We start from the raw sequence: 17,824 nt of genomic DNA, 5'->3' as shown, positions 1-17,824 counted from the left end.
TCGCGCTCGGTGCCGAGGATCGACAGCGCCTTAAGTTCGCCGGCATCGATCAATCCCTGAGCCTCGGGAAGCTGGACGACGCCGACATCGATCGCTCCGGATGCCAGCAATTGCAGGGCAGGAGCGGCGCCTTCGGTCGGCACCCAGAATGCCCTGTTGCCGTCAAGCTCGTTCACCAGCGTGACATAGGCCAGGTGATTGACGCCGCCCTGATTGGCGCCGCCGGCCCGGATCGCCGCGGCATTTTCCTCGATCGCGGCGGTAAGCGCGTCCATGCTGTCGAACGGGCCGTCCGTTCTGACGACCACGGCGGACGGGTCGGCATTATAAAGGCCGAGCGGCGTGAAATCCTTGTAGGTCAGCTCGGATGTGCCGAGCCAATGGAACATCGACAGTTCCGTGGTGATGATGCCTAGCGTGTAACCATCGGGATCGGCGTCGGCGATTGCCTTGTGGCCGATGACGCTGCCGCCGCCGGTGCGGTTGACGACATTGATCGGCTGACCCAGCTCTTCTTCCATCAGCGTTGCCAGGATTCGTCCGGTGGCATCCGTTCCGCCGCCTGCGCCCCAGGGCACGATCAGCGTGATCGGCCGCTCCGGGTATTCGGCGCACGCTGCCGAAAAACCACCGACGACGATCACGGTCGTCGCCAGAAGCGTCTTCAGAATATTCATTGAATTCTCCTCCCAATCTTCCTTTTGGGTTCCGAAAAGAGCCGACAAGGCCCTGCGGTCCAGAATCCCCCTTTGTTTGACGCGGGCAGGAAAGCCGATGCCCTTTGTGTTCAGAAACGGCCCCGCCGCATCGCAATGGCGTTGAACGTCAAATCAAACCTCCCGGTAGCAATACCGCATAATGGAACGCTGTACCGCGAAATAATGCTCTCACCAGAGACCGAGTGTGTCAACCTAAATCCCAAAAAAAAGAATAGCGTTCCGAATAGTGGGATTTACGGCACGGTGAAGATCGGTTATGGTGTCTCTTGATCAATTCGTTTCAGAATCTATCTTGAGACTGAAACGATTTAGATGTTCCGTATAGCAGGATTGAATTCCTTATTATGGCAAGCAGGTTCACGGAACGCTTTTGGGGGTAATAATGAAAGACGATCAGACCGCACGGGGGAAAAGCAGAGGCGACGAGGGGTTGAAGTCGCTGTCGAAGGTGGTGCGCATCCTGGAGTGCTTTTCGGTCAACGACCGTGCATTATCGCTTGCGACGATATGCCAGCGGACTGGGTTTCCCAAGAGCACGACGCACAGGCTGGTGGCTTCCATGCGGGAGGTCGGGTTTCTGGATCAGGACAGGGAGCGCGACAGTTATCGCCTGGGACTCCGGCTGTTCGAGTTCGGCGATATTGTGCTCGCCAATCTCGATGTGCGCCGGGAAGCCCGGCCGATGATGGAATCTCTTCAGCACATGACCGGCCAGACCGTTCATCTGGCTGTTTTCGACGGGATGCAGGCCGTTGTCATCCATCGTGTGGGTACCGGAAACGAAAGCCATACCAAAGCGGGCATGATCGAGAACGCGCCGGTGCATTGCACGAGCATCGGCAAGGCGATCCTCGCTTTTCAGACGGAAGACGCCGTCGAGCGTGTGATTGCGGCGGGCCTGTCGCGCTACACCGACCAGACAATGACCGATCCCGATGATCTGCGAAGGGCTCTGGCCGAAATTCGCGAGAAGGGCTATGCCGTGGACAATGAGGAGCATCAGCCAGGACTGCGATGTCTCGGCGCTCCGATCCACGATCAGAACGGCCGCGTATTCGCCGGCATCAGCGTCAACGGCCCGGCCTGGCAGATTCCCGAAAACGAAATCCCGGATCTGGCCAAGATCGTCGTCTATCAGGCGCGCGTGATCTCCCAGCGCCTTGGTTGGCACGATTGAGCGGCCGGCCGGTGCTTCGGCGTCTGCGGAATTCCGACATCTACGCTCACGGACTTTGCCGTGTCAGAGCCTGGGGCTCGATCATCACCCGTTATGCAGAGCGAGCACGCTTGAGCGCGCTATCAGGCTTGGTTGAACAAACGTGCGAACGGGCCAAGGGCCTTTACGACCCGCGCCGATCTGTCGGATGAGCAATTCCGCAGCATGGCGGCCCATTTCTTCGACATGCTGGCTGACGGCGCTGATGGTCGGGGTCACCATCGTCATCCAGAGCGCATCGTCATAGGCTACCACCGAGACATCTTCTGGAACGCGCGCACCGTGCTTGCCAAGCGCCACGTAAAGGCGTTGCGAGACGACGCTGTTGGCCGAGAAGATCGCGGTGATCGACCTTGATTTCAGCGCCCCAACAAAACGGTCAAGACCGGAGGCGATTTCCGCGTCGGAGGATCCGAGCTTGAAAATGAGGTCTTCCGGCACGGCAAGTCCGCGCTCCGTGAAGGCTTCGCGCCAGCCCTCGATGCGCGCCCGTCCTGTCGTCCACTGGTCGTGATCGATGAGGAGGGCGATCCGTTCATGACCGAAGCCGATCAGATGTTCGGTCGCCATCTTGCCGCCGGCTCGGTTGTCGCCTGCGACAAGGGCGTTGTCGTCGCTGACGGAGCGGTCGACCTGCAGGACCGGTCGGCCGAAATCGCGCACGCTTGCCACCGCTTCTGCGGAGACCGGCGTGATCGCGATTGCCGAAACACCCATGGCGATCAGCGACTTCACTGCCGCCCTCTGCTCCTTCGGATCGGCGCGGTCTATGATCAGGATGACCTCGTATCCTTCCGCCCGCGCGACCTCCTGAAAACCGGTGGCAAGCTCGGCATAGAAGGGGTCCAGAATGCTTGAGACCACGAGGCCGATCTGTGTGCTGGAGCCCTGCCTGAGATTGCGGGCATTGAGGTCGGGCACATAGCCGATCTTCTGCGCCGCTGCGACGACGCGCGCCTTGACGTCGGCCGCGACATAGCCCTTGCCGCTGAGTGCGCGCGAGACGGTCGATGTCGAAAGACCGACCGCCTCCGCAATATCGCCGATCGTGACGCGCTTATCTGCCATGGAGTACGTGCCTCATCAAAAATGCTCTTTTAGCGCGTTTTCTGGTATCTGTTGAAGTATTCATCAAGAGCGAAAAGACCGGTGCAGACGCTGCGCGTCGTCAGCCGCCCCAAAACGCGTGAGAAACTGGTCAGGCCGACCCCATAATTTTCGCTGAGCAGTGCCTTGGCAGATCCGGGATAGCTCTGCTCCAGCGCCATATCCCCGGCGGTCAGCAGCAGTGAGAGCGCGTCGGTCTCCTCGGTCGCCGCCCGCTCAAGCATGTCCGGAAAGACATTGGCCATGAGACCGCAGAATCCGTCCGCACCGGCCTTGAACGAGGCCCGAAATGTTGCCACCTCGGCGTTCATAAGCTTCAGCCGGCTGCCGCCGACAATGTCGATCCGGCGCTTGATTCGCGCAAGATCGCAGCATGTATCCTTCAAAAAGGTGAAGCGTCCGCTCTCAGCCGCACAGGCAAGAGCCTTGTCCGAGATCAGGTGCTTATAGGGGCGGGGCGCCTCGTAGAGACCGAGATCGCCGCTGCTATCGGCGATGATCGTCTCAAGACATTGGAGAAAACGCTCGTCGCTTTCACCCTCTTCGACGAGGTGTCCGGTCAAAAGCACGGCGCAATCGACGCCGCCGATTGCCCTTAGGCGCGCAATTGCCTCAGGCCAGGCTTCGCCTTCCTTGCAAAACACCGAAGCGGCGATGGGGACACGCCCCGCCACGGCGCGGACCGAAGCAGCGACGATCTCGGCGCGCTCGGTATCGTTCATCGATAGCGGTTCAGCAGAAAGCCCTGTAACCAGCAGGCCGGCAACGCCTCGCTCGATATAGAAATCGACGAGGCCCTGAATGGCATCAAAATCGATCTCCCCGTTTTCCAGAAACGGCGTGAGAAGGGGCGGCCAGATCTCGGGTTGGCGGGCCATGGTCAGATACCTTCGGACAGGAGGTGAAATTGGCGGTCGGGCTCGAACTCGAGAAGATCGAGGGTGACGATCTTGCCGGAAGGCGTGACGGCCAGCGTACGGATTTCGAAAGGTTCGAGGTCGAGCGAAAGCAGATGGCCGCCGGCAAAGTCAAGCCCAAGCCGGGCCGCAATCGGGCCGGACGTGTCATTGACGAAACGCATCACGGTTGTCGCAGGATCGTCTTCCCAGGGTTTGAGCGCCGTCAGCCGAAGGCCGGGCGCTTCCTCAAGGCCGGAAATTAGTCCGCGCGCGGCGGGCATGTCGCCAGGATGGAAGCTTTCCATCATCACCCGGGGCGGCATGACCATCATTTCGGCCAGCCGGTTTGCCTCTGCCATATCGTCACCCGTCTGGGGCAGGAGCCGCACGCTGAAGCGCTGCAGGCCCTGATCCTGGTAGTGATAGTGCTCGTTGTCACGCAGCTCGCGGGGATCATGCCAGGCAAAGACAGGGCTTCTCGCGGCGGTGATGCCGATATCGCCGTCGACGCAGTCATAGGCGTATTTGGCGTTGTTGATCACGCTGATCCGCTTGCCATCCGAACCGGCGACGCTGACCCAGCGCTGGCCGGGATATTCGAGCTCGTCTGCGGGCCGCTCCACATAGCCATACTGCATCTGGTAGCGCGCCGTACTAGCCGATATCGCCGTCGGATAGCGCAGTTTCAGAAGGTGCAGTTCTTCATGCCAGTCGATTTCGGTGCGGATTTCGAGCGAGCGGGCGGCGCTGTCGAGCACAAAGAGTTCGCTGAGGCGAGAGCGTCCGAGGCGGGCATTGACGCGGATGGCGGCGCGAACGGGGCCGGCATCCTCGATGTGGATGCTCTCGACTTCGAACTGGCGGCCCTGGCCCACATAGGTCTCCACCCGGTGGCCCCAGGTGTCGGAACCATCGGCCGATACGACGGTATGGATGGCGCCTTTGGCAGGGGCAAGATCCTGCCCGTCGGCAAGAGTGACGAATTCGTCAAGCCAGCCGGTCTGCGGGTTGATCGTCACCCGCAGATGCGCGTTCTCGATGGTGGTGCCGTGAGCGCGTGCCTGGACCTGCGGTGTGGCTTGCGGCGTATCGGTCCTACGCACGCGATAGAGCCTGTGGCCGAAGGCCGGCACCTTGGCGGGAAAGGCAATGCGGGCGCGATAGCGGTCGCGGAAGATGTCTTCCTCGCGGATCGTCGCATCGGCCCTGATCTTCTGCCAGGGCGTCTCCTCGCCATCCTCGGCGCTGACGATCCAGTTACCCGGCAGGAAGGAAAGTTCCAGCTCGGCGGTGATCTCGGCTTCGAATGGATGCGGGTTGAAGACGATGACCGGCTGCGTTTCCTCGTCTGCCGGTATGGCGATGTCGCGAGCGGCGATCTGCAGGGCGCGGTTGGTGACCCTGTCTGCCGTCGCAATCACGCCGCCAAGGGCATGGACCGCGTCTTCGCAGGCGGGAAGGATCGAGCTTCCTGGCAGGATGTCATGGAACTGGTTGAAGAGCAGCGTCTTCCACGCCTCGTCGAGCTTTTCGCAGGGGTACGGGACCCCCTGTGTGGCAGCGGAAAGCGTGGCATAGCGCTCCGCCTCCAGAAGGGCTGCTTCTGCCTTCAGATTCATCTGCTTGATCTTCGCAAAGGCCGCGTAGCACCCGGCGGCGTGGCGCTGAAGCTCGCCCTCGTGAACCGGCATGGGCCTGCCGTTCTTGCGGCGCGCCTCGAAATAGCGGTCGGGGCCGGACATGATCAATCTGCCGAACCGGCTATCTGCATCAAGCGCCTCGATGCTCTTCAGGTTTCGCCGGGTCGGGCCGCCGCCATGATTGCCGACGCCATAGAAGACCATGGCCTCGTCCTTGAGCGCCGCGCCGATCTTACTGACGGCGGATTCCATATGTCGGTCGACGTTTTCCGCCGTCGTGCAGTATTCATGCGGGATCCGGTATGCGGCAACCGAGGCGCCGCCCAGCCCTTGCCATTCAAACAGCGTATGCGGCATGTCGATTTCGTGCGGGCCGGGGCGCAGGAAGCAGTAGGAGGCGATCCGGTGACCGGCAAGCACTTGCGGCAGGGCCGCGGAGTGGCCGAAGGGATCGGCGTTGAGGCCGACATTGGCGATGCCGCCGAAATGCTCCAGCAGATAGCGCTGGCCAATCAGGCCCTGCCGCACGAAGGATTCGAGGTTCGGCAGATTGCAGTCCGGCTCGACCCACCAGCCGCCAACCATGGCGATGCGCCCGGAAACGATGAGGTCGCGAAGCCGAGAAAAAAGCTGCGGGTCGCTCTCGCGAATCCAGTCGACGACGGCGACCTGCTCGAAGGTGAAGACGTAATCCTCGAATTCCTCAAGAAGGGCGACGGCTGCGGCAAGCGTCGCGCGGGCCTCCTGATAGCCTTCCGTCCAGCGCCACAGCCAGACGGGATCGAGATGGGCATGGCCGACCATGTGAATGGTGGCAAAACGCGATTTCTGCTCAGACATTTTCGCTCTCCGCGACGAGTGTTTCCAGACGGGCGCAGATCAGGTGCATGGCAAGCTGGTGCATTTCCTGAATGCGGGCGGTCATCGTATGGGGTGAAATGAAGGCGAGGCTGCAATCCTTTGCGATTTCGGCGCCGTTCTGGCCGGTGAAGAGAACGGTTTTGGCGCCTTTTGCCCAGGCGGCGGCAATTCCCGAGCGGATATTCTCCGACTGTCCGCTTGTGGAAAAGGCAATGACGATATCCCGCGGTCCGGCAAGGGCCGTGACCTGACGGGCAAAAACGGCATTGAAGGAAAAGTCGTTGCCAATGCAGGTGAGCGCCGAAACATCGGCGGAGAGGCAGGTCGCGGGCAGGGGGCGCCGGTTGGATTTATAGCGGCCGATCAGCTCGCCACTGAAATGCAACGCTTCCGCGGCCGAACCGCCATTGCCGAACACATAGACGCAACCGCCCGCACAGACGCTCTGCCAGATCGCGTCCGCGATGGCGATGATATCGGGAAGGCGAGCCCGCATTTCCGCGTTCATGGCAAAATGGGCCGCCATCTCTTCTTCCAGGCTTGCCGTCATTCTCTGATCCTCACCTTGAAGCCCGTGGCGCTGCCGATTTCGTTCCATGCGACGGAGGCCGCAGAAGCGACGCCCGAATTGCGACCGAAGCCCGTCTTGCGCACCGTCAGGCGTTGACCGACGCTGGCGGCCATGCTGCTGCCGACGAGCGCCATCGCGGGCGCGAAGAGCTCTCCATCGGCCTCGGTCACGCCGCCGCCGATCACCAGCAGGGCGGGATCGAACAGATCGGCGGCCGCGCGCACCGCGCGGGCAAGCATGCCCATCGAACTGTGCCAGAAGGCAAGGGCCTCCTCGTCGCCAGCAAGCGCCGCATCGGCGACGTCGCGCGCGGAATAGGACCGCGGCGTCGCCATGCACGTGGCCTTGGCCTCGGTGTAGCGCTTGCCGATCGCTGTTCCCGAGGCATAGGCTTCAAAACATCCCTTCAGGCCGCAGTTACAGGCGCGGCCATCGTAAATCAGCGGGATGTGGCCGAGCTCCGACCCGTTGCCGGTATGGCCGGTATAAAGAAAGCCATCGGTGATGACGCCGCAGCCAATCCCCGAAGAGACGGTGATATAGGTCACGTCCCTCACCGCGTCGGGATTGTCCCAGAGCGCCGTGGCGATTGCGCCCGCTGCCGCGTCATTCTGCAGATAGGCCTTCGCGCCGAAGCTGGTTTCCATCTGCGTTGTCAGCGGTATGCGATCCCAGTCCGGCAGGTTGGGCGGAGACAGGACCAGGCCTTTTTCGAGGTCGAGCGGACCGCCGCAGGCAATGCCCGTTCCCTCTATGGTGAGCCCGTTCTTTCTGGCGTGGACCTCGGCTGCCCTGCCGAGCCGCTCGATCAGCGCCAGGCTCGGCTCCGCCCTGACGGGCGAGCGCTCGCGAGACTGAAAGGCGATCGCGCCATCGGCATGCACGAGGCCGACGGCGATCTTGGTGGCCCCGATATCCACCGCCAGGACGACGGGCGTCATAGTGTCTCTTTGTTCTGCCATATCACTTATCTGGTAACGATTGCATGTCCACATCATTGGCATGCGCCTCAAATTTAGTCAATACCTCAAGGAGAAGTCCCGTAGATGGCTAGTTTTAAGGCAGAACTAGCGGATAGAGCGTGAAATTCGGTGTGAGGCTTTGTTGACCAGAGAAAAATATGTGATATCGTTTGCAGGTCTTTTAGGGAGGAAACAACATGAATTTGCGTGCTCAATTGAAGCTGTCAACGCTGCTGGCCGCTGGCTTTGCCTGTGGTCTACCTGCCCTGGCGCAGGCGGAGGAATTGTCCGTTGTCTATCGCGAATCGCCCTATGTGTCGGCGGTCATGGAGGCGGCCAAGGCCGAATTCGAAGCCGAACACCCCGGCGACACGATCGAGCTCAACGCGATCAGTTCGTCGGCGCGCGACTACTACACCAAGGTTTCGCTGATGAACCAGTCGGCATCGACGGCGCCTGACATTATCTATGAGGATGGTTTCCAGATCACCGCGGATGCCGCCGCGGGCTATCTCGAGCCGCTGGACGAGCGGCTCTCCGGCTGGGACGAGTGGGATCAGTTCTCCCAGATTGCGGTCCAGAACGGCAAGTCTTTCGTCGACGGCAAGGTTTACGGCATTCCGCTCGGCACCGATACCCAGGCCATCTGGTACAACAAGGACCTTCTCGAAAAGTCCGGAGTGGGGGCTGACTGGCAGCCGAAGACCTGGCAGGACATTCTCGATGCCGCGGCCAAGGTGAAGGAAAACCTCCCCGGCGTCGATCCGATCAATATCTATGTGACGAAGGCCGGCAACGAGGCAAGCACGATGCGGGGTCTCATGAACCTGATCTCCGGCACGCCGGGCGGGCTCTCGGCAACGCTTTTCGATCCGGAAACGCAGAAATGGATCGTCGGATCCAAGGGCTTCCGCGATGCGCTGGCCTTCCTGAAAACCGCCTATGACAACGGCTATCTCGTCTCCGATACCGATCTTCAGGATTCGAGCTTCCAGAACGTTCTGGTCGAACAGCGCGTGCCCGAGGGCAAGGTTGCCATGTTCATCGACGGCAACTGGATCTGGGCGCGCTGGATCGAGGGCGGCACCGCGCCTTGGGCGGCGTGGAACGAGACGCTCGGCATGGCCCAGATCCCGACGCAGAATGGCCAGGGCAACGGCTTCACCTCCATGTCCGGCGGCTGGACCATCGCCATGAGCCCGAAGGCCGAGGACAAGGATCTCGCCTTTGATTTCATGACCACGGTCGCCAATTTCGAAAACAGCCTGACCTATGCCATTCGCGCCGGATCGATCGGCGTGCGCAAGGACGTCATCGCGGACGAGACCTATCTCGAGACCAATCCGACCGCCGGTTTCTTCTCCTCACTGGTTGAGGTGACCAATTTCCGCCCGGCGCTGGAAATCTATCCGCAGGTCTCCTCCCTCATCCAGGAGACGATGGAGGCCGTAACGGTCGGCGGAGACAGCGTCGAAGACGCCGCCGGCCGCTTCGACCGCCAGCTCACCCGTCTTGCCGGCTCATCGAACGTCGAAAAAGCGAACTGACATGGCGCAAGGGGCAAGCGGAACGGGCCAAGGGCCGGCAGCAGTGCTGATGCGCATTGTGCCGCTTGCCCCGGCCACCCTGATGATCGTCGCCTTCTTTCTGGTGCCGATCATCTGGGCCATCTACACATCCATGACCGATCTCGGATTGTCGGGCTACGCAGCTCGCAATCCGGCCTTCATCGGCTTTGAGAACTACTACTATCTCTTTACCGATCCGCGCACATGGGCGGCGCTCGGACGGACGGCGGTGTTCGTCGGCCTCTCCGTTGCCGGGCAGAACATTGTCGGCTTTTGCATTGCCTATGTGCGGCAGATGGCGACGCCTGCCATCCAGAGTTTGGCCTCGGTCATCGTCATCACCGCCTGGGTGGTGCCGGAAGTCGTTGCGGGCTTTCTCTGGTACACCTTCCTGCGCGGCGACGAATCCGGCATGAACCAGATTTTCGATATTTTCGGCTTTGCCCATCAGCAATGGCTTCTGACGGCGCCGCTTGCCGCGGTGATCGTCATCAACATCTGGCGCGGCTGTGCCTTCTCCATGCTCGTCTATTCCGCAGCTCTTCAGGATGTCTCAAGCGAAGTGCTTGAAGCCGCCGAGATCGACGGGGCAGGGCGCATGCAATCGATCTTCGGCGTCATCCTGCCGATCATCCGCCCGGTGATCGCCATCAATGTGGTGCTGACCACGCTCAACACGCTCGGTGTGTTCGGTATCATCTGGATCACCACGGCGGGCGGGCCCGGCACGCGCTCGGAAACGCTGCCGCTCCTGATGTACAATCAGGCCTATGATTTCGGCCTTATCGGCTACGGCTCGTCAATCGCCGTCCTGCTGCTTGGCTTCGGCGTCATCGCCTCCCTCATCTATGTCCGTCTGTTCAAAGTGGGAGAAGCGCGCAATGGCTAATCTTGCCAAGGCCAGGAGCCGCGACCGGCTGGCCGCCGATATCGCGCTAACCTTCGTTGCCATCGCCTTCGTCGTGCCGATGGTGTGGATGGTGCTTGCCGCCTTTGATGCGGAAGCGACGCTTGCCATCCAACTGCCGGCCCGCTGGAGCCTGACGAATTTCGGGGCGATCCTGACGGAGGATGTCGCGATCCGCCCCTTCATGAACAGCGTCATCATTTCGGCCGGGACGTCCTGCCTGGTGGTCATCCTCGCGCTCTTTGCCGGCTATCCATTGTCGCGCTACAGGCTGCGCTACGGAAAGCAGTATATCTACACCATCGTCTTTGCCAGCGCGCTGCCGATCACCGCCATCATGGTGCCGATCTATGTGATGTTCGTCCATATCGGCCTCGTTGATACGCTTGCGGGCGTCATCGTCTTCCGCACGGCGGCGGAACTTCCCTTTGCGGTCTGGCTGATGAAGGGCTTCATGGATGCCATTCCGACCGATCTGGAAGAGGCGGCGTGGACGGAAGGGGCATCCCGCATGGAAGGCGTTGCCTATATCGTCGTGCCGCTCCTGGCGCCGGGGATCGCGACCATCTTCATCCTCTCCTTCATCGAGAACTGGGGCAATTTCTTCGTACCCTTCATCCTGCTGCAAAGCCGCGACAATTATCCGATGGCCGTCTCGCTCTACAGCTTCTTCGGAGAATATGGCGAGGCCATGTATGGTCAGCTTGCCGCCTTCGCGCTGCTTTACACGGCGCCCACGCTGCTCGTCTATTTCCTGATCCAGAAGCCGCTGCAAAAGGGGGGACTCCGGCTCGGCGGCGCGGTCAAGGCCTGAGGAAGAGATCATGAAAAAGAAGCCTAATATTCTGTTCCTGTTTTCCGACCAGCACAGCGTGCGTGCGATGGGTGATTGTGCGGACACGCCGGTGGAAACACCGTCGCTCGACCGCCTGGCTGCGGGCGGCATGGGTTTCGACAATGCCTATTGCCAGAACCCGCTCTGCGTGCCCAGCCGGGCGAGCCTTCTGACCGGAAAATACTGCCGCACCACCGGCATTTACGACAATCGCCACATACTCCCCGCCAACGGCCCAACGCTGGCGCGCGCGCTCGGCGACGCCGGATACCGCACCGCGCTTGTGGGCAAGACGCATTTCAACGGCGAGCAGTTCCAGGGCTTTCAGGAACGCCCCTACGGCGATCTCTACGGCCAGGCCCACCAGCCGGATCCCGCGCGCCACGCCAACGAATCCGGTCTTGGCGATATCCTGGGCGATGCCGGCCCTTCAGGCATTCCCCTTGCCATGACGCAGACGGAAATCTGCGTCAGCGAGGCGGCCAAATGGCTGCAGGGCCATGCGGGCCGACCGGGAGATGCGCCGTTCTTTCTGGCCGTCCATTTCGACAAACCGCATTTTCCCATCAACCCGCCGCGCCGCTTCTTCGAGCGCTTCGCGGGCAGGGTGGAACTGCAGGACTATGACCCCGACTGGCTTTCCCATGCGCCCGCCTTTGTGCAGAAAGCGGCAGCGGCAAGCGGCACGGCGCATCACCGGGGCGATGACGCGGTGAATGCCCGGGCGCTGGCTTCCTATTACGGCTGTGTCGAATGGGTCGACGATGCCGTCGGCCGGCTTCTGGATGTGATCGACTATCTCGGTCTCTTCGAGGATACGATCGTCATCTACGCCTCCGATCACGGTGAGATGGCGGCGCGGCGGGGGCTCTGGCAGAAGACCGTCTTCTATGAGGATTCCGCGCGTGTTCCGCTGATCATCCGCTGGCCCGGCGTGGCAGAGGCCGGGTGCCGGACGAATGCGCTTGCCGGACTGATCGACCTTTACCCGACCCTTTGCGCTGCAGCGGGAATTACTCCGCCCGACGGTTTGGAAGGATGTGACCTCGCGCCGGTCATTACCGGAGGTGAGGCGCCGGACCGTGACCTCTTCTGCGAAAGTGCCGTGTTGAAGCAGCCGGAATATGCCGGTTGCATGCTGCGCCGCGGCGACTGGAAATACTGCCTCTACCTGGATGGCGCCGAGGAGCTCTACAACCTCGCCGATGATCCCGACGAGTGGAACGATCTCTCCCGGGCGCCGGGAGAGGCGGCGCTGAAGGCGGATCTGCGGGCGGCGACCGAGGCCTTTTTCAGGCCGGAGGGCTTTGCCGCGCGCTATGCCGCCACTCCGCGCATGCCTTTCGAGAAGCATTTCTACCCCTATTCAAACCAGTTCATCACCGGCAATGGCGTTGTCTTCGACGCGCGGCCCTGAAAGACGCGAAACAGCCGAGGAGGAAACCAATGGCCGGCTTTACCCTAAAAAATCTGAGCAAGTCCTACGGTGCGCTGGAAGTCATCAAGGGCATTGATCTCGAGGTGCGCGATGGCGAGTTCATCGTTTTTGTCGGCCCGTCGGGCTGCGGCAAATCCACGCTGCTGCGCATGATCGCGGGCCTGGAGGAGGTCAGCGGCGGCGATCTGATGATCGGGGAGAAGCGCTGCAATGATATTCCCGCCAAGGCGCGCGGCATTGCCATGGTCTTCCAGTCCTACGCGCTCTATCCGCACAAGACCGTCTACGAAAACATGTCTTTCGGCCTGAAGCTCGCCAAGCGCCCGAAGGACGAGATCGACCGCAAGGTGCGCGCGGCAGCCGGCATTCTGCACATCGAGCATCTGCTGGAGCGGCGTCCCAGCCAGCTTTCGGGCGGCCAGCGCCAGCGCGTCGCCATTGGCCGGGCGATCGTCCGCGACCCGCAGGTGTTTCTCTTCGACGAACCGCTGTCGAACCTTGACGCGGCGCTGCGCGTCCACATGCGACTCGAGCTATCGAAACTGCATGACGACCTTGGCACCACCATGGCCTATGTGACCCACGACCAGATCGAGGCGATGACGCTTGCCGACCGGATCGTGGTGCTTGACCATGGCGATGTGCAGCAGGTGGGCACCCCGCTGGAGCTCTATCACTTGCCACAAAACCTGTTCGTTGCGGGCTTCATAGGTTCGCCGAAGATGAACTTTCTCGAAGGGACCATCGCCGCCGTGGAAGCCGACGCGATTATTGTGGAGGTTCCCGGATTTGCCCGGGTTTCCGTGCCGGTTCGCCCTGCTTCTGATACGCGCAGTGGCGACACGGTGACGATCGGCATCCGCCCGGAACATATCGACCCCGCTGGCGATGCTGGTGGTTTCGCCTGCGCTATCGAGGTTGCCGAGAATATTGGCGATCATGCCATGCTGCAGTTGCAGGGGGCAGGGGGGCAGTCGCTGATGGTGAAAGCAAGCGGTGATACGTTCTGGAGCCGCGGGGGCGCATACCCTGTTACCTTTCAGCCGGACGCTTTGCATCTCTTTGATGATAGAGGTACGGCGTTTTCCAGGAACAACCGTCCGAAAGTGCTGGGCGGCGTGGATGGATTTCGGTCAGCTTGAACGCGAAGCCTCTATTGCGTTTGGCTGACGGGAGGTCTCTCTTACAGCGCGGTACGATCTTTTCAAAGCGTTGGAAAAGCGGTGCGATGGCGAAGTGGAAACCGCAAGGGACCAACGCTTACTGCTGTCGAGTGCTTATGCGCAGTCATCGACATGCCGACAAGGGTCGAACATGTCACGCGGCTTCGGTATGACTCGCGGATCATGCGCGGGTGGCCCATGAAAAGAAGCTGTTCGCCTCCATCGTGTATAAGTGGGAAACCCGCTCGGAGGCGACTAAGCACTCATTTTATGCTCTGGCGTCCTGATGATACGGATTTCTGGGTGAAGGGCTTGCGGGGATAGTGGTGATCGCAGGTCGTCAAACCTTGCCGGTGGATGTTCTGACAATCAGGTCGACGGGCCATATTTCCTGAAGTGCCGTCACGGCCTCACCTCCAATGCGGTCAAGCAGCATTTGGGCGATGCGCTTGCCGGCGGCTTGAACGGGAGAGAATGTCGTCGTCAGCGGAAGGCTCGACAGATCCGCGCGAACGGTGGATAGGCCATCATCATGTGCAACGATCGAGATATCTTTTCCGATATCGAGCCCGTTCTCCCGCAAAGCCTGCATGACCCCTATGGCAACAACGGTTGAGCCACAGACAATTGCCGTGGGTTTCACGGTTTGGGACAAAAACGCACGCGCAGCCTGATATCCTTTTTCCACCGTCATCGGCGCAGCAACCACAAGAGATGGCTCGAAATTCAGATGGCGGCCCTCCAAGGCCTTCCGGTAGCCAACAAGCCGGTCATCTGCATAATTTCGGTCGGGCTGTCCGTTGATCAGCCCGATCTTTTCGTGGCCAAGGTCAAGCAGAAGTTCTGTTGCCCGCCGAAATCCGCCTTCATTGTCTATATCAAGATAAGCGTGCTCGCTTCCGCGCTTCGTCCGGCCATGCGTGACAAACGGGAAGTCAAGCTTGGCAAGGTGTTCGACCCGCTCGTCTTCGACCTTTGTGCCGACGATGATGATGCCGTCGACGGCGCCTTCACGAGCCAAACGGTCATAGGTGTCGATTTCGCGAGCCGCAATTGTGGGCGTCAGCAGAATGTCGGTTCCCACTTCACCCAGCGCTTCGCTCAATCCCGCGAGCACCTCGAGAAAGTGCGGATCGACGATCAAATTTCTCTCCATCGGAAAGACCACGCCGATAGAGCCCGCCTTTCCGGTGACAAGCCGGCGTGCTGACGAATTCGGGCGATAACCATGTTCCAGGGCCGTCTTAAGAACGAGCCGCTTCGTTTCTTCGCTCACGTCGGCATAGCCGGCAAGCGCGCGGCTAACAGTGGTCTGGGAGAGATTGAGAAATGTCGCGAGTTCTTTCTGGTTCATGTCAAAAGGCACTTGGTGTAGAGGCTCGCGAAAATGGCGAGCTGGTTAAATTCCAATTCGATTTGGAAACATAATTATATCAAACATATAGCAAAAAGGGTCATATTTCCAATTAAAACGTCAAAAAAATGTGTTTGACAACTGATGAATAGGGATTAGGTTACGACTCGTCCAATACGAATTGGATAGTCAATTTGGGTCCTGTAGGCTGCAGTCGGGCTTCGCCGTCGCTGCAATCTCCCGTGTTTGAGGAATCAGGATCTAGAACCTTGGGAGGACGAAAACCATGAAATCTCTATTGGCCGGTTGCACCATAAGCGGTGCGGCACTCGCCTTGTCGCTGCTCGCCTCGACCGCAGCCCGTGCCGATGAAATATCGATTGTGACCGGGCTTGTCGGGAACGATCTCGGGCTTCTTCAGGAGCAATTGAAATCTTTCGAGGACAAGACCGGACATACGGTCAAGGTGGTTTCTCTGCCGCCCTCCTCAAGCGATCAATTCTCTCAGTACCGGCTTTGGCTTGCGGCTGGGAACCCCGACATCGACGTCTATCGCACCGATGTGGTTTGGGCGCCGCAACTTGCCGATCAGTTCATTGATCTGACGCCCTATACCGAAGATGTCATCGATGAGTATTTCCCGTCGATCATCCGCTCCCAGACCGTCGATGGCAAGCTCGTCGCCTTGCCCTGGTATGCAACTATCCCCGGACTTTATTACAGGACGGACCTGCTAGAGAAATACGGCAAGGATGTCCCAAAGACCTGGGATGAAATGACCACGACTGCTCGGGAAATCATGGACGCTGAAAGAGCGGACGGCAACGCCAGCATGTGGGGCTTTCTGTTTCAGGGGGCGCCCTATGAAGGACTGACATGCGACGGGCTGGAATGGCTTGTCTCCAGCGGCGGCGGCAATATCGTCGAGGCTGATGGGGAAATCAGCGTCAACAACCCAAATGCCGCAGCAGCGCTCGAGCGCGCGAAATCATGGATCGGCACTATCTCTCCGCCAGGAACTCTTTCCTACAAGGAGGAGGATACGCGCGGCATCTGGCAACTTGGAAATGCTGTCTTCATGCGCAACTGGCCATATGCCTACGCTCTGGGTGAGCAGGACGATTCGGCCATTAAGGGCAAATTTGATGTTGCGCCGCTTCCCGCCGGCGAAAACGGCGAGTCCGCCGCGACCCTTGGCGGCTTCAACCTCGCGGTTTCCAAATATTCGGAGCACCCGGACGCGGCGGTTGAACTGGTGAAATACCTGACTTCGCCCGAAGCGCAGAAATATCGCGTGATGTATAACTCGAACGCGCCGACCGCCGTCGCATTGTATGAGGACCCGGAAGTGCAGGCCAAGCAACCCTTCGCTTTGCGTTGGGAAGATTCGCTTGAGACCGCCGTTTCCAGACCATCGAACGTGACAAAGTCGAAATACAACGAAGTTTCGTCGCTGTTCTGGACTGCCGCCTACAATACGCTTTCAGGCAATGGTTCTGCTCAGGACAATCTGGAAGAGCTTGAACTGAAGCTCTATCAGCTTCGCGGCAACGGCTGGTAATCGGCCATCAGCGCGGCGGTCAAGCCGCCGCCGCGCCCTCCTTCTCCATATACATTGAAAAAATCAGACGGGATTGGCGGCGTGCCATGAATCAGAAGCTGCAGCTCTCAGCCAGCCGAAGACGCTGGGCGATACTTTTTGTGACCCCGATGTTGATCATCCTGGCATTCGTGGCAGGGTGGCCCCTTCTCCTGACCATCTACTACAGTTTTACGGACGCTTCGCTCAGCAACCTCGCTGCCGCAGAGTTTGTCGGTTTTTCAAACTATCTTTCATCCATAACGCTGCCCAACGGACGAACGCTCACCTTCGGATTGTTGGCCGATGCTGCGTGGTGGCAAGCGGTCTGGAACACGCTGCGCTTTGCTTTCGTGTCCGTCGCATTCGAAACCGTTTTCGGGACTGTTATCGCGCTTGTCCTGAACCGCAAATTCGCCGGGCGGGGCGTGGTGCGTGCGGCGGTGCTTATCCCCTGGGCAATCCCCACGGTGGTTTCAGCCAAGATGTGGGGCTGGATGCTGAACGACCAGTTCGGCATCATCAATGATGTACTGCTCAACCTTCACCTTATATCGACGCCCATCGCCTGGACGGCCTCTCCCGACACGGCCATGATTGCGGTGCTGATCGTTGATATCTGGAAAACAACGCCTTTCATGGCTCTGCTTGTTCTGGCCGGATTGCAGATGATTCCGGGCGACATTTATGAAGCCGCCTATATTGATGGCGTTTCGCCGCTCAAGGTTTTCTGGCGCATTACGCTGCCGCTGGTCCGGCCCGCATTGATGGTCGCCGTCATTTTCCGTCTGCTCGATGCGCTTCGTATTTTCGATCTGATCTACATCCTCACGCCGAACAACGAGCAGACGCAAACCATGTCGGTGTTTGCCCAGCAGAACCTGTTCGCTTTCGACAAGTTCGCCTACGGCTCGGCCGCATCGACACTGCTGTTTCTCGTCGTTGCGCTGATTACCATCGCTTACATCCGTATCGGACGGATCAATATCGGGAAAGGAGCCTGAT

At 60.0% G+C, this 17,824-nt stretch carries 15 protein-coding genes; 8 read left to right on the top strand and 7 right to left on the bottom strand.

Annotation, left to right across the window (positions count from 1 at the left end):
- On the bottom strand, window positions 1-677 hold a 677-nt coding region (locus GGR30_RS18745; RefSeq protein WP_183489576.1), incomplete at its 3' end, for a tripartite tricarboxylate transporter substrate-binding protein.
- A gap of 424 nt (window positions 678-1,101) precedes the next feature.
- On the opposite strand from GGR30_RS18745, the gene GGR30_RS18740 reads away from it, so the two are divergent.
- Window positions 1,102-1,896, top strand: a complete 795-nt coding sequence (locus tag GGR30_RS18740; protein ID WP_045680305.1) for an IclR family transcriptional regulator — start codon at window positions 1,102-1,104, stop codon at window positions 1,894-1,896.
- An 84-nt stretch (window positions 1,897-1,980) separates the two neighbouring features.
- On the opposite strand, the gene GGR30_RS18735 is transcribed toward GGR30_RS18740, so the two are convergent.
- Genes GGR30_RS18735 through GGR30_RS18715 form a run of 5 tightly spaced genes read right to left on the bottom strand, consistent with a single transcriptional unit; the run spans window position 1,981 to window position 7,954 of the window.
- The gene (locus tag GGR30_RS18735) at window positions 1,981-3,003 is read right to left on the bottom strand and encodes a LacI family DNA-binding transcriptional regulator (RefSeq protein ID WP_183489573.1); all 1,023 of its coding nucleotides are present in this window, start codon (window positions 3,001-3,003) and stop codon (window positions 1,981-1,983) included.
- Between the two features lie 29 nt (window positions 3,004-3,032).
- The gene (locus GGR30_RS18730; protein WP_183489570.1) at window positions 3,033-3,920 is read right to left on the bottom strand and encodes a dihydrodipicolinate synthase family protein; all 888 of its coding nucleotides are present in this window, start codon (window positions 3,918-3,920) and stop codon (window positions 3,033-3,035) included.
- A 2-nt stretch (window positions 3,921-3,922) separates the two neighbouring features.
- The gene (locus GGR30_RS18725; RefSeq protein ID WP_183489567.1) at window positions 3,923-6,421 is read right to left on the bottom strand and encodes an alpha-mannosidase; all 2,499 of its coding nucleotides are present in this window, start codon (window positions 6,419-6,421) and stop codon (window positions 3,923-3,925) included.
- Entirely contained in the window at window positions 6,414-6,992 is a 579-nt protein-coding gene (locus GGR30_RS18720) for a D-sedoheptulose-7-phosphate isomerase (RefSeq protein ID WP_183489564.1), read from the bottom strand. The genes GGR30_RS18725 and GGR30_RS18720 overlap by 8 nt, the downstream gene beginning before the upstream one ends.
- Window positions 6,989-7,954: an ROK family protein gene (locus GGR30_RS18715; RefSeq protein WP_183489561.1), complete on the bottom strand. Its 966-nt coding sequence runs from the start codon at window positions 7,952-7,954 to the stop codon at window positions 6,989-6,991. The genes GGR30_RS18720 and GGR30_RS18715 overlap by 4 nt, the downstream gene beginning before the upstream one ends.
- A gap of 218 nt (window positions 7,955-8,172) precedes the next feature.
- On the opposite strand from GGR30_RS18715, the gene GGR30_RS18710 reads away from it, so the two are divergent.
- Genes GGR30_RS18710 through GGR30_RS18690 form a run of 5 tightly spaced genes read left to right on the top strand, consistent with a single transcriptional unit; the run spans window position 8,173 to window position 13,865 of the window.
- Window positions 8,173-9,522: an extracellular solute-binding protein gene (locus tag GGR30_RS18710; protein ID WP_183489558.1), complete on the top strand. Its 1,350-nt coding sequence runs from the start codon at window positions 8,173-8,175 to the stop codon at window positions 9,520-9,522.
- Window positions 9,523-9,571: 49 nt separating this feature from the next.
- Window positions 9,572-10,432, top strand: coding sequence for a carbohydrate ABC transporter permease (locus tag GGR30_RS18705; RefSeq protein WP_246414030.1), 861 nt, complete (start codon window positions 9,572-9,574; stop codon window positions 10,430-10,432).
- On the top strand, window positions 10,425-11,264 hold the full coding sequence (locus GGR30_RS18700; protein WP_183489553.1) for a carbohydrate ABC transporter permease: 840 nt from the start codon (window positions 10,425-10,427) through the stop codon (window positions 11,262-11,264). Before GGR30_RS18705 ends, GGR30_RS18700 begins: the two co-directional genes overlap by 8 nt.
- Before the next feature lie 10 nt (window positions 11,265-11,274).
- Window positions 11,275-12,702 (top strand): sulfatase family protein, encoded by a 1,428-nt coding sequence (locus GGR30_RS18695; protein ID WP_183489550.1) that lies wholly within the window; start codon window positions 11,275-11,277, stop codon window positions 12,700-12,702.
- Window positions 12,703-12,731: 29 nt separating this feature from the next.
- Window positions 12,732-13,865 (top strand): ABC transporter ATP-binding protein, encoded by a 1,134-nt coding sequence (locus GGR30_RS18690; RefSeq protein ID WP_183489547.1) that lies wholly within the window; start codon window positions 12,732-12,734, stop codon window positions 13,863-13,865.
- 361 nt (window positions 13,866-14,226) lie between these two features.
- Here GGR30_RS18690 and GGR30_RS18685 read toward each other — a convergent pair whose 3' ends face one another.
- The gene (locus tag GGR30_RS18685) at window positions 14,227-15,240 is read right to left on the bottom strand and encodes a substrate-binding domain-containing protein (RefSeq protein ID WP_183489544.1); all 1,014 of its coding nucleotides are present in this window, start codon (window positions 15,238-15,240) and stop codon (window positions 14,227-14,229) included.
- Between the two features lie 286 nt (window positions 15,241-15,526).
- Between GGR30_RS18685 and GGR30_RS18680 the strand changes: the two genes are divergently transcribed.
- On the top strand, window positions 15,527-16,801 hold the full coding sequence (locus tag GGR30_RS18680; protein WP_183489541.1) for an ABC transporter substrate-binding protein: 1,275 nt from the start codon (window positions 15,527-15,529) through the stop codon (window positions 16,799-16,801).
- 86 nt (window positions 16,802-16,887) lie between these two features.
- Complete coding sequence (locus GGR30_RS18675) at window positions 16,888-17,823, top strand: carbohydrate ABC transporter permease (protein WP_132309149.1); 936 nt, start codon at window positions 16,888-16,890, stop codon at window positions 17,821-17,823.
- Window position 17,824: the final 1 nt, after the last annotated feature.

The organism is Martelella radicis (genome assembly GCF_014196625.1).
GTDB classification, from domain to species: Bacteria; Pseudomonadota; Alphaproteobacteria; order Rhizobiales; family Rhizobiaceae; genus Martelella; species Martelella radicis.
This window is presented reverse-complemented; position numbering and strand designations above follow the sequence as displayed.